Here is an 11,857-nt window from a genome sequence, read left to right as displayed (position 1 = left end):
GTGTGATCTCAGAGCTTGTCGGCGACGAGCTCGGTGAGGTCGACGAGGCGGTTCGAGTAGCCCCACTCGTTGTCGTACCAGGACGACACCTTGACGAGGTTGCCCGAGACGTTGGTCTGGCCGGCGTCGAAGACCGACGAGTGCGGGTCGAGCTGGATGTCGCTCGAGACGATCGCGTCCTCGTTGTACTTCAGGTAACCGACGAGCTCACCCTCGGCAGCAGCCTTCTTGTAGGCCGCGTTGATGACCTCGGCCGTGAGGCCCTCGGTCGGGGTGATGATCGTCAGGTCGACGATCGAGCCGGTGGGAACCGGAACGCGGTACGACGAGCCGGAGAGCTTGCCGTTGAGCTCGGGCAGCACGAGGCCGATGGCCTTGGCAGCACCGGTCGAGGCGGGGACGATGTTGATCGCGGCGGCACGGGCACGGTGCAGGTCGCTGTGCGGGCCGTCCTGCAGGTTCTGGTCAGCCGTGTAGGCGTGCGCCGTCATCATGAAGCCGCGCTCGATGCCGAAGTTGTCATTGAAGACCTTGGCCAGGGGCGCGAGGCAGTTCGTGGTGCAGGACGCGTTGGAGATGATGTTCATCGTCGCCGGGTCGTAGTCGCCGTCGTTGACACCCATGACGAACGTGCCGTCGACGTCGGTGCCGGGAGCGGAGATGATGACCTTCTTGGCGCCGCCCGCGATGTGCTTGCCGGCGTCGGCAGCCTTCGTGAAACGGCCCGTCGACTCGATGACGATGTCGACACCCAGGTCGCCCCAGGGCAGGTTCGCGGGGTCGCGCTCTTCGAAGACCTTGATGGCCTTGCCGTTGACGGTGATGGAGTCTGCGTCGTACGAGACCTCCGCGTCCAGGCGTCCGCCGACGGAGTCGTACTTGAGGAGGTGGGCGAGGGTCTTGTTGTCGGTGAGGTCGTTCACCGCCACGATGTCGAGGTCCGCACCCTGCTCGAGAGCCGCGCGGAGGAAGTTACGTCCGATGCGGCCGAAGCCGTTGATTCCGATCTTGACAGACACGTTGTCTCCCGGTTCTTGTCGCGCCGGTGTCGCCAACTGGACGCACCGCGATCGCGATCTCTGCGAAATGGAAAAGGATGCCGGGTCTCCCCCGTCGCCGGGTGGGACCCGGCATCCTCACCTGATCACGACACTACTACTAGACGAGCCCCGTCGTCTTCTCGCGAGCCGTCGAAAAACGCTCTGCGACGTTGCCCCAGTTGGCGATGTTCCACACGGCCTTGACGTAGTCGGCCTTGACGTTGAGGTAGTCGAGGTAGAAGGCGTGCTCCCACATGTCGAGCTGGAAGATCGGCACCGTGCCCTGCGCCGTGTTGGACTGCTGGTCGAACAGCTGCTGGATGATCAGCTGCTGGCCGATGACGTCCCAGCTGAGCACGGCCCAGCCCGAGCCCTGGATGCCGGTCGCGGCCGCCGTGAAGTGGGCCTGGAACTTGTCGAAGCCGCCGAAGAACTCGTCGATCGCGGCCTTCAGCTCACCCTCGGGCTGCCCGCCGCCGCCGTTCGAGGCCGGCGCCAGGTTGGTCCAGAAGATCGAGTGGTTGACGTGACCGCCCAGGTTGAAGGCGAGGTCCTTCTCGAGCTTGTTGACGTTCGCCAGGTTGCCGCTCTCACGGGCCTCGGCGAGCTGGTCGAGGGCCGTGTTGGCACCCGTCACATACGCCTGGTGATGCTTGTCGTGGTGCAGCTCCATGATCTTGCCGCTGATGTGCGGCTCGAGGGCCGCGAAGTCGTACGGGAGGTCCGGGAGTGTGTACTTCGCCATCTTCTCTTCTTCCTGTTCGCACCGCGCCGACAGCGCGGCAAGGGGACGAGTCTCATCCTATTGAGGTCCAACGCCGCCCACAGGGGGTTGTTCCCCTCGATGACGAAACAGACCAGATCAGTTCTTGCCGAACAGCTTCTGGATCTCGGCGAGGTCGGCCTCGCTCGGCTGCGCCGCGCCGCCGCCCAGGCCGAAGCCCGAACCGGATGGCGCTGACTGCGTCGCCGCCGCGAGACCGGCGTTCTCGGCAGCGCGCTTCGCGGGGTTGCCCGAACGCGAGCCGCCGCCCTTCTTCTGCTTGTTGCCACGCTTGGCCGAGGCACCCGGCTTGCCGCCGAGCGAGCCCATGCCGGGAATCGAGGGCACACCGCCGCGCGCGACGGTCTTCATCATCTTCGCGGCCTGATCGAAGCGCTGCACGAGCTGGTTGACGTCGGTGACGGTCATGCCCGAACCGCGTGCGATGCGCAGGCGCCGCGATCCGTTGAGCACCTTGGGGTTGCGGCGCTCGCCCGGCGTCATCGACCGGATGATGGCCTCGGTGCGGTCGATCTCGCGGTCGTCGAACTGGTCGAGCTGCTGCTTCATCTGGCCCATGCCCGGGAGCATCCCGAGCATCTTCTTCATCGAGCCCATCTTCTTCATCTGCTGCAGCTGGTCGAGGAAGTCCTCGAGCGTGAACTGCTCGGTCGCGAGCTTCTCGGCGACCTTGCGGGCTTCCTCTTCGTCGAACGCCTGCTGCGCCTGCTCGATCAGGGTGAGGATGTCACCGAGGTCGAGGATGCGGCTGGCCATGCGGTCGGGGTGGAAGGCCTCAAGGTCATCGAGGCCCTCGCCCGTCGACGCGAAGATGATGGGGCGGCCGGTCACCGACGCGACCGACAGCGCGGCGCCACCGCGGGCGTCACCGTCGAGCTTGGAGAGCACGACGCCGGTGAAATCGACGCCGTCCTGGAACGCCTTGGCGGTGTTCACGGCATCCTGACCGATCATCGCGTCGATGACGAACAGCACCTCGTCGGGATCGGTCGCCTTGCGGATGTCGGATGCCTGCTTCATGAGCTCTGCGTCGACACCGAGTCGGCCGGCGGTGTCGATGATGACGACGTCGTGCTGCTGCCGGCGGGCCGTCTCGACACCGTCCTTGGCGACCTTGACGGGGTTGCCGACACCGTTGCCCGGCTCGGGCGCATAGATCGCCGCCCCGGCCTGCTGAGCGACGACCTGAAGCTGGTTGACGGCGTTGGGGCGCTGCAGGTCGGCGGCGACCAGCAACGGCGTGTGGCCGTCCTTCTCAAGCTGCTTGGCGAGCTTGCCGGCGAACGTCGTCTTGCCCGAGCCCTGCAGGCCGGCGAGCATGATGACGGTCGGTGCGGTCTTGGCGAACTGCAGGCGACGCTGCTGGCCGCCGAGGATCGCAATGAGCTCCTCGTTGACGATCTGCACGACCTGCTGGGCCGGGTTCAGCGCCTTGTTGACCTCGTCGCCGAGCGCGCGCTCGCGCACCTTCGCCGTGAAGTCCTTCACGACGACGAGCGCGACGTCGGCGTCCAGCAGCGCGCGCCGGATCTCGCGGACGGTGCCGTCGACATCCGCGGGCGTCAGCTTGCCCTTGGTGCGGAGGTTGCGGAAGGTCTCTGTGAGCCGGTCGGAGAGAGTGCCGAATGTCGCCATGATCCCCCGATTCTACGGGAGGTGCGCTCGCACGGCCGCTCGGCCGCTCGTACGCAACTGCAAGGCGCGGGAGGCGACACGCCGGCCGCCGGCGCCCTGCCTCGGCGTGTCGCGCGCGTGGCCTTGCAGTTGGATTCAGGCCAGCGTCGGCGCGGCGATCGCGAGCGCCTGGTCGAGCAGGGGCGCCAGCGGCTTCTGGCCGGCACCGGCCTGCGCCCACGCGCCGATCGCCGCGAGGACTGCCCCGCCGCACGCGGCACCGGCGACCTCGGCACGAAGCGGGTCGGCGCCGCTCCCCCGCAGCCGGGTTGCGACCGCGTGCGCGATCCGCGCGCGGCGCAAGCCCGCGTCGCGGTCGAACTCGTCGCCGAAGCCCATGACCTCGGTGTTGACGAGTGCGAGCGCCAGGCTGTCGGGCGCGAAGTCGTCGCCGATCGCCCGCAACGCCATCATGACGGATGACCCGGCATCTGCGCCGTCTACGGTGCTCAGCCGGGTGCCCAGCTCCACGATCCGCTCGTCGAGCCCCGCCCACAGCACGTCGGACTTCGACGTGAAGTAGTTGAAGAAGCTCGACCGGCTGACGCCCGCGCGCTGCGTGATCTGCGCGACGGAGGTGTGCGCGAACCCCTGCTCGAGGAACAGCTCGCACGCCGCCTCCGAGATCGTGTCGCGCGAGGTGGCGCGCGGGCGGCCGCTGGTCATCTCGCCACCCTATCGAGGCGTATTGTTGGACGCGGTACAACAACCGTTCTCGAAGGAGCGACATGCTCGATGTGCGCACGGTGGGGCTCTCCCCCGACCTGATCCCCTACACCGACGGCTGGGCGCTGCAGCGCGAGGTCCACGCGGGCGTCGTCGCGGGCGAGCGCCCCGACACGCTCCTGCTGCTCGAGCATGAGCCCGTCTTCACGGCCGGTGCGCGCACCGCACGGCACGAGCGTCCCACCGACGGAACTCCCGTCGTCGACGTTGACCGCGGCGGCAAGATCACGTGGCACGGCCCCGGACAGCTCGTCGGCTATCCGATCGTCCGGCTCGCCGAGCCCGTCGATGTCGTCGCGCACGTCCGGCGGTTGGAGCAGATCCTCATCGATGTGCTCGGTGCTTTCGATGTGACCGGATACCGCGTCGAGGGTCGCAGCGGGGTCTGGGTGCGGCGGCCCCTGTCCGAAGACAAGATCGCCGCGATCGGCGTGCGCGTGCAGCGCGGCGTGACGATGCACGGCTTCGCGCTCAACTGCGACAACTCGTTGCTGCCGTTCTCGCAGATCGTTCCGTGCGGCATCTCGGATGCCGGGGTGACGACCATCAGCGAGGTGATCGGTCAGGACGTGACTCCCGCCGATGTCCTGGACACGGTGGCGTCGGCCTTCCACGCCGCGTATGCGACGGAGGTCGCCGCGTGAGCGCGTGCGGTGCGCCCGCGGCATCCGGCCCTGCGTCGGCGCCGGAGGGACGCAAGCTGCTGCGGCTCGAGGTCCGCAACGCGCAGACCCCGATCGAGCGCAAGCCGGAGTGGATCAAGACGAAGGCGAAGATGGGCCCGGAGTTCCAGGCCCTGCAGTCGCTCGTGAAGGGCGAGCAGCTGCACACGGTGTGCCAGGAAGCCGGATGCCCCAACATCTACGAGTGCTGGGAAGATCGCGAGGCGACCTTCCTCATCGGCGGGTCGCAGTGCACGCGCCGGTGCGACTTCTGTCAGATCGACACGGGCAAGCCCGCCGACTACGACACTGATGAGCCGCGCCGCGTCGCCGACAGCGTGCGCCGCATGCAACTGCGGTACGCGACCGTGACGTGCGTCGCCCGCGATGACCTGCCCGACGGCGGTGCGTGGCTCAACGCCGAGACGATCCGGCAGATCCACGCCGTCAACCCGGGCACGGGCGTCGAGCTGCTCGCGACGGACTTCAACGGCGAGCCCCACCTGCTGAACGAGGTCTTCGACGCGCGGCCCGAGGTCTTCGCGCACAACGTCGAGACGGTGCCGCGCATCTTCAAGCGCATCCGCCCCGCGTTCCGCTACGAGCGCTCGCTCGATGTGCTCACGCAGGCGCGGGATGCCGGCCTCATCACGAAGTCGAACCTGATCCTGGGCATGGGCGAGGAGCCCGAAGAAGTCGTGCAGGCTCTGCACGACCTGCGCGAGGCGGGCACCGACATCATCACGATCACGCAGTACCTGCGCCCGAGCCCGCGGCACCTGCCGGTGGCCCGCTGGGTCAAGCCCGACGAGTTCGTCGCCTTCAAGGAGGAGGCCGAGCGCATCGGCTTCCTCGGCGTGCTCGCCGGTCCCCTCGTCCGCTCCTCGTATCGCGCCGGGCGCCTGTGGGCGCAGTCGATGACGTCGAAGGGTCGCGAGATCCCCGCACACCTCGCCCACATCGCCGAGGGCGACTTCGCGCAGGCGGTCTGAAAGACCGCCTGCGGCCCTGCAGGCGGTCTGATAGACCGGGAGCATGAAGCTCGTCGTCGCCGGCGGTACCGGCGTGCTCGGAAGCCTCGTCGTCGCCGAGGCGCAGGCTCGCGGCCACGACGTGGTCGTGCTGTCCCGCTCGCTCGGCTTCGACCTCACCGGCGATGTCGCACCGGTGACGGCAACGATCGCGGGTGCCGACGCGGTCATCGATGTGACCTCCACCTCGACGCTCAAGGCCGAGGCGTGCGTCGCCTTCTTCGAGGCCGTCACCGCGACGCTGCTGAGCGCCGAGGCCGCTGCCGGCGTCCCCCACCACATCGCACTCTCGATCGTCGGCGTCGACCGCGCGCCATACGGCTACTACGCGGGTAAGCGCGCGCAGGAGCGCGCTGTCGAGGCGGGCCCTGTGCCCTGGACGATCCTGCGCGCGACGCAGTTCCACGAGTTCTCGCGACAGATGTACGCGAACGCGAAGATCGGCCCAGTCCACGTCGCGCCGCGCATGCGGACGCAGCCGATCGCGGCCCGCGAGGTCGCCACACGCCTCATCGATCTGGCCGAAGCGCCCGCCCACACGGGCTACGTCGAGATCGCCGGACCCCGCGAGGAGTCGCTCGTGGCGATGATCCGCGCGTGGGCGCGGGCGTCGGGCATCCGCGGCTGGATTCCCGCGATCTCGCTGCCCGGTCCGTTCGGCCGCGCTCAGCGTGCCGGCACGGTCTTGCCCGGTCCGGGCGTCGAGACCAGTACCGAGACGTTCGCGGAGTGGCTGAGCCGGACGACGCGCTGACGTGCGCAGAGCGGTCAGTCGGCGCTCGTGACCGACTGCACCTCGCCGTCGCTCGTGAGGTTCACGAGCAGCACCTCATCGGTGGCATCCGCGTCGAGCGCATACTCGAGCACCGCGAACGGGTCGACCCCGCCGTGCTCGTCGGCGAGGATCGTCATGCTCACCAGTTGCAACGACCGGATGATGTCGATGTGGGTGTCGCCGGAGATGTCCACCAGCACATCGGCCAGGTCATCGCCGAATGCCTCCTGCTGCTGCAGCAGGTACTCGGTCACCTCGCTCGTGCGGTCGTCGAGCTCGGAGACCATCGCATTGCGGGCCGTCAGATCGATCTGCTCGAGGCTCGAGATCATCGCGGCGGCGACATCGAGCGCCGCCTGCGAGACGTCGTCCTGATCGGGCGCAGTGAGGTCAACGGTGACCCGCTGGTCCGCGAAGTCGACCGTCTCGGACCAGAAGATCGATCCGTCGGGTCCCGACTCGAGGAGTCCGAAGTAGTCGTGCTCGATCGCCATGGCCCTATGCAATCACCCTCTCCGCCCGCGCGCGACCCCACGGCCGCATGTCGCGCATGTCGCGGTGTCAGTCGACGAGTGCCGCCGCGAACACGTGCGGCGTGAAACCGGTCAGGTCGCCGATGCCTTCGCCCTGACCGAGGAGCTTGACCGGGATGCCGGTGCGCTCCTGCACCGCGAGCACGAACCCGCCGCGGGCCGATCCATCGAGCTTGGTCAACACGAGCCCCGTGACACCGGCATGCTCGAGGAATGCCTCGGCCTGCATGACGCCGTTCTGGCCGGTCGTGGCGTCCAGCACGAGCAGCACCTCGCTGATGGGTGCCTGCTTCTCGATGACGCGGCGGATCTTGGTGAGCTCGTCCATGAGCCCGCCCTTGGTGTGCAGGCGGCCCGCCGTGTCGACGAGCACGATCTCACTGCCGTGCTGCTTGGCGTACTCGATCGTCTGATAGGCGACGGATGCCGGGTCTTGACCCTCCTGCTGCGGGCGGACGATCGTCGCTCCCCCGCGCTCGGCCCACGTGGCCAGCTGGTCGACAGCCGCGGCGCGGAAGGTGTCGGCCGCGCCGACGACGACAGAGCGCCCGAAGCGCTTGAGGTAGTTCGCGAACTTGCCGATCGTCGTCGTCTTGCCGACGCCGTTGACACCGACGACGAGCACGACGGCGGGGCGCTCGGTGAGCTTGAGCGTCGTGTCGAACTTCGCGAAGTGCTCCTCGAGGGTCTCCTTCAGCATCCGCTGCAGGTCGCGCGGATCGGTCGTGCGGTACCGCTCGACCTTCTCACGCAACTCGTCGACGATGCGCTCGGTGATATCGGGCCCGAAGTCGGCCGTCAGCAGCGCGGTCTCGAGGTCGTCCCAGGTGTTCTCATCGATCGTGGGTTTGACGAACATGCCGCGCAGTGCGCGACCGAGCGACCAGGAGTTCTCCGCCATGCCTCCAGCCTAGTTGGCCATCCTCAGACCGCTTCGCGACGGCGTGATCAGACCGCTTCGCGGTCGCGCACCCGCTGGCCGACGACGGCCGAGACACCGTCCTGGCGCATCGAGACGCCGTAGAGGGCGTCTGCGATCTCCATCGTGCGCTTCTGGTGCGTGATGACGATCAGCTGGCTCGACTCGCGCAGCTGCTCGAACACCCCCAGCAGACGCCCGAGGTTGGCGTCGTCAAGCGCGGCCTCGACCTCGTCGAGGATGTAGAAGGGGCTCGGGCGTGCCTTGAAGATCGCCGTCAACAGCGCGACCGCGGCAAGCGACCGCTCACCACCGGACAGCAGCGACAGTCGCTCGATCTTCTTGCCGACGGGCCGCACGGCGACGTCGATGCCGGTTGTCAGGGGGTTGTCGGGGTCGGTCAGCGAGATGCTGCCCGCGCCACCCGGGAAGAGGATGGGGAAGACCTCACCGAACGCGACCTTCGTGTCTTCGAATGCCGCGAGGAAGATCGTCTGCATCCGCTCATCGAGCTCACCGATGATCGTCTCGAGGTCCTTGCGCGTCTGCACGAGGTCGGCGAGCTGCTCGGTGAGGAAGGCGTGGCGCTGCTCGAGCGCGGCGAACTCCTCCAGCGCGAGCGGGTTGACGCGACCCAACTGACCGAGCTTGCGCTCGGCGTCCTGCAGGCGACGGCGCTGGGCGGCATGGTCGAAGGCCGTCGGCTCCGCGTCGTCACTGTCGGCGGGGATCGGCTGATCCGGACCATATTCCGAAACGAGAATATTCTCGTCGAGGCTCAGTTCGGATGCCACCCGCTCGAGCAGGCTCGTCACGTGCAGCCGCTTCTCGTGCATCTGCAGCTCGAGACCGTGCACGCTCTCGGTGAGGCCGGCGAGGCGCTCGCGCACCGCGGCATCCTGCTGCCGAAGCTGCGTGAGCTCGGCTGTCAGCTCGGTGCGTGCCTGCTCGGCCAGCTGCAGTTCGACGCGTGCCTGCGTCACCGAGCGGTCCACCGAATCCAGCAGCGGCGGCAGCGTCTCGGCGACCTCGGATGCCAGCTCACGCTGCGCCCGGCGGATGACGGCGCGGCGCGCCGCCTCGGCCGCCGCGGCCTTCTCGCGTTCGCGTTGACGGATCAACTGGTCGACGCGCACTTCGCCGGCGCGCACCCGCTCCTTGAGCGTCTCGACGTCGAGGCGAGCACGCATCTCGTGGTCGCGCGCCTGCTCGAGCGCCGCGAGCAGGTCATCGCGCGCCGAGGCGTCGAGGATCGGGCGCGGCGTCTCCTGCGCGGCGGTGAGCGCGTCCTCCGCGACACGCGCGGCCTTCTCGGCATCGGCCACGGCCGCCTGCGCCTGACGCACGCCCGCATCCAGGCGCTCGCACTCCGCGACGGCGGCTTCGTGCCGCACCGTCGCACGGTTGACCTGCTCGGTGTGCGCGGCCAGGGCGGCGTCGTGTTCGCGCAGTCGCTGCAACGACTCGCGCGTGTGCCGGCGCGCGTCTTCCCACGCCCGCTGCGCGTCGGCGAGGGCTTCACGCAGCGAATCGGCGACGACGCGGATCTCGTCCAGCCGTTCGACGGCGGCGTCGCGCTCTGCCGCGAGCTCGAGGCGCGACCGGCCCGCGCCGGAACCGGCGCGCACGGTGTGCTCGGTGACGATCTCACCGGCACGGGTGACGATCGTGATCGGTCCGCCGACCTCGCGCGCCGCCAGGGTGCGGCCGGCAGCGTGCGCCGAAGCGAGGTCGTCGACGATCGCGACGTACGCGAGGACGCCGAGGATGCCCTCGGGGGCGGTGACGACCTCGTGCGCGGGCGTGACACCGGGCATCCCGCTGAGCGACACGGTCATCACGGGCGCGCCGGCGATCGCGATGTCGACGGTGCCGAGGTCGGCTTCGCGGGCCGTCTCGGCGAGCTCGATCGCGGCGGCGACGTCGTCGACCAGCACGCCCTCTGCGAGCGACCCGAGCGCCGCGGCGATCGCTGCTTCGAAGCCGGGCGTGACCTTCACTGCGTCGCCCACGAGTCCGCGGATGCCCCGGCCACCGCGGTCGATCAGGGCCGCGGCCGCATTGCGGACATCCAGGGCGCGCCCGAGGGCCGCAGACTGCGCGGTGAGCGACTCGACCTCGCGCTCGGCCGCGTGCAGCCGCTCGCGGAGTGTCGTGACCTGCGTCTCGGCCGTGCCCGCGTCGCGCTGGGCATGCTCGTACGCGGCGGCGTGCTCGGCCGACGAGCCCTCCGGAGCGAGCGTCGGGTCGACGCCGGCCAGTGCCTGCTCTGCCTCGGCGCGGCGGGCCAGCGCCGCATCCAGCGCGCGCTGCTGACGCTCGACCGCCGTGCGCACGGCCTCGAGGCGCGACGTGGCGGCCTCCGACGTGCCGCGCAACGCGGTCAGCCGCATGTCGTGCTCAGAGACCAGCGCGCTCTGCGCGGCGATGTCGGCGTCGAGCGCATCGAGCTCGGCGCGGGCGCGGATGACGTCGCGGCCAGCGTCCGCCGCGGCATCCTGCGCGTCGCCCAGCCCCGCCGCGATCTCGTCGATCTCCGCACGCGCTTCGTCGATGATGCCCTGGCTGACCGTCGCGACCTCGAGGGCAAGCGTGCCGTCGTCTTCGAGCAGCGCGAGTCGTTGCCCGGCCAGTGTGTACAGCCCGCGCAGACGCTCCTGCACACGCTCGAGCGCGAAGGCGACGCCGCGCGCGGCATCCACCGCCTCCGAGCGCTGCGCGTGCTCGAGCTCATCGATGCGCAGCTTGAGCTGGTCGGCCTGATCCTGCAGGACGAGGCGTTCCGCGTGGCGCTCCTGCTCGTTGCGGGCGTGGTCGGCGAGCTGCGCGCGCAGGCCGACCAGTTCGTCGGCGAACAGGCGCGCCTTCGCGTCGCGCACGACGGCGGCGATCGTCGCCGCCTCGCGCGCGATCTCGGCCTGCTTGCCGAGCGGCTTGAGCTGGCGGCGCAGTTCACCGGCGAGGTCGCTGAGCCGGGTGAGGTTGGCCTCCATCGCCTCGAGCTTGCGGAGGGTCTTCTCCTTGCGGCGGCGGTGCTTGAGGATACCCGCGGCTTCTTCGATGAAGCCGCGACGATCCTCGGGACTCGCCTGCAGCACACTGTCCAGGCGCCCCTGGCCGACGATGACGTGCATCTCGCGGCCGAGGCCAGAGTCGCTCAGCAGCTCCTGCACGTCGAGCAGACGGCAGTTCTCGCCGTTGATCGCGTACTCGCTCGACCCGTTGCGGAAGAGGGTCCGACTGATCGTGACCTCGCTGTACTCGATCGGCAGCGCTCCGTCGGCGTTGTCGATCGTCAGCTGCACTTCGGCGCGCCCGAGCGGACCGCGCGTGGAGGTGCCGGCGAAGATGACGTCCTCCATCTTGCCGCCGCGCAGGGTCTTGGCACCTTGCTCCCCCATCACCCATGCGAGCGCGTCGACGACGTTGGACTTGCCCGATCCGTTGGGGCCGACGATGCAGGTGACGCCCGGTTCGAGGGCGAATGTCGTCGGCTGCGCGAACGACTTGAAGCCCTTGAGCGTCAGGCTCTTCAAGTGCATCCGGCGTTCCTCCACAGGTCGTGTGCGCACCACGCTAGCGGACGGAAGTCGGATCGGCCCCTTGACGCGGCGGGTGATGGGGGTCTACCGTTTGTGATCGCGTCAGAAGTCGAGAAAGGAGGTCCTGAAATGATGATGCACATCGACACCACCGGAGCGTTCGCTCCCGCC

At 69.0% G+C, this 11,857-nt stretch carries 10 protein-coding genes; 3 read left to right on the top strand and 7 right to left on the bottom strand.

Annotation, left to right across the window (positions count from 1 at the left end; translation table 11 throughout):
* Positions 1 to 8: 8 nt before the first annotated feature.
* The 4 genes from gap to BGO46_RS05835 form a co-directional block, all read right to left on the bottom strand.
* The gene (gene gap, locus BGO46_RS05850; protein WP_292897312.1) at positions 9 to 1,019 is read right to left on the bottom strand and encodes a type I glyceraldehyde-3-phosphate dehydrogenase; all 1,011 of its coding nucleotides are present in this window, start codon (positions 1,017 to 1,019) and stop codon (positions 9 to 11) included.
* A gap of 139 nt (positions 1,020 to 1,158) precedes the next feature.
* Entirely contained in the window at positions 1,159 to 1,785 is a 627-nt protein-coding gene (locus BGO46_RS05845; protein WP_292677555.1) for a superoxide dismutase, read from the bottom strand.
* A 117-nt stretch (positions 1,786 to 1,902) separates the two neighbouring features.
* Positions 1,903 to 3,459, bottom strand: coding sequence for a signal recognition particle protein (ffh, locus tag BGO46_RS05840; RefSeq protein WP_292677552.1), 1,557 nt, complete (start codon positions 3,457 to 3,459; stop codon positions 1,903 to 1,905).
* Positions 3,460 to 3,594: 135 nt separating this feature from the next.
* Positions 3,595 to 4,164, bottom strand: a complete 570-nt coding sequence (locus BGO46_RS05835) for a TetR/AcrR family transcriptional regulator (protein ID WP_292677551.1) — start codon at positions 4,162 to 4,164, stop codon at positions 3,595 to 3,597.
* 62 nt (positions 4,165 to 4,226) lie between these two features.
* Here BGO46_RS05835 and lipB point away from each other — a divergent pair, with 62 nt between their 5' ends.
* Genes lipB through BGO46_RS05820 form a run of 3 tightly spaced genes read left to right on the top strand, consistent with a single transcriptional unit; the run spans position 4,227 to position 6,671 of the window.
* Positions 4,227 to 4,868 (top strand): lipoyl(octanoyl) transferase LipB, encoded by a 642-nt coding sequence (lipB, locus tag BGO46_RS05830; RefSeq protein WP_292677549.1) that lies wholly within the window; start codon positions 4,227 to 4,229, stop codon positions 4,866 to 4,868.
* Positions 4,865 to 5,878 (top strand): lipoyl synthase, encoded by a 1,014-nt coding sequence (gene lipA / locus BGO46_RS05825; RefSeq protein ID WP_292677547.1) that lies wholly within the window; start codon positions 4,865 to 4,867, stop codon positions 5,876 to 5,878. Before lipB ends, lipA begins: the two co-directional genes overlap by 4 nt.
* 43 nt (positions 5,879 to 5,921) lie before the next feature.
* Positions 5,922 to 6,671: an SDR family oxidoreductase gene (locus BGO46_RS05820; RefSeq protein ID WP_292677522.1), complete on the top strand. Its 750-nt coding sequence runs from the start codon at positions 5,922 to 5,924 to the stop codon at positions 6,669 to 6,671.
* Between the two features lie 14 nt (positions 6,672 to 6,685).
* Here the strand turns inward: BGO46_RS05820 and BGO46_RS05815 are convergent, their stop codons facing one another.
* The 3 genes from BGO46_RS05815 to smc all read right to left on the bottom strand — a co-directional run bounded on the left by BGO46_RS05815 (position 6,686) and on the right by smc (position 11,686).
* Positions 6,686 to 7,186, bottom strand: a complete 501-nt coding sequence (locus BGO46_RS05815; RefSeq protein ID WP_292677520.1) for a DUF2004 domain-containing protein — start codon at positions 7,184 to 7,186, stop codon at positions 6,686 to 6,688.
* A gap of 67 nt (positions 7,187 to 7,253) precedes the next feature.
* Positions 7,254 to 8,126, bottom strand: a complete 873-nt coding sequence (gene ftsY / locus BGO46_RS05810; RefSeq protein ID WP_292677518.1) for a signal recognition particle-docking protein FtsY — start codon at positions 8,124 to 8,126, stop codon at positions 7,254 to 7,256.
* A 47-nt stretch (positions 8,127 to 8,173) separates the two neighbouring features.
* On the bottom strand, positions 8,174 to 11,686 hold the full coding sequence (gene smc, locus BGO46_RS05805; protein ID WP_292677517.1) for a chromosome segregation protein SMC: 3,513 nt from the start codon (positions 11,684 to 11,686) through the stop codon (positions 8,174 to 8,176).
* Between the last annotated feature and the right edge of the window lie 171 nt (positions 11,687 to 11,857).

This window comes from Microbacterium sp. 70-16 (assembly GCF_001898315.1).
Classification (GTDB): Bacteria; Actinomycetota; Actinomycetes; order Actinomycetales; family Microbacteriaceae; genus Microbacterium.
The sequence above is the reverse complement of the archived record's forward strand: the minus strand, read 5'-3'. Positions and strand labels throughout refer to the sequence as shown.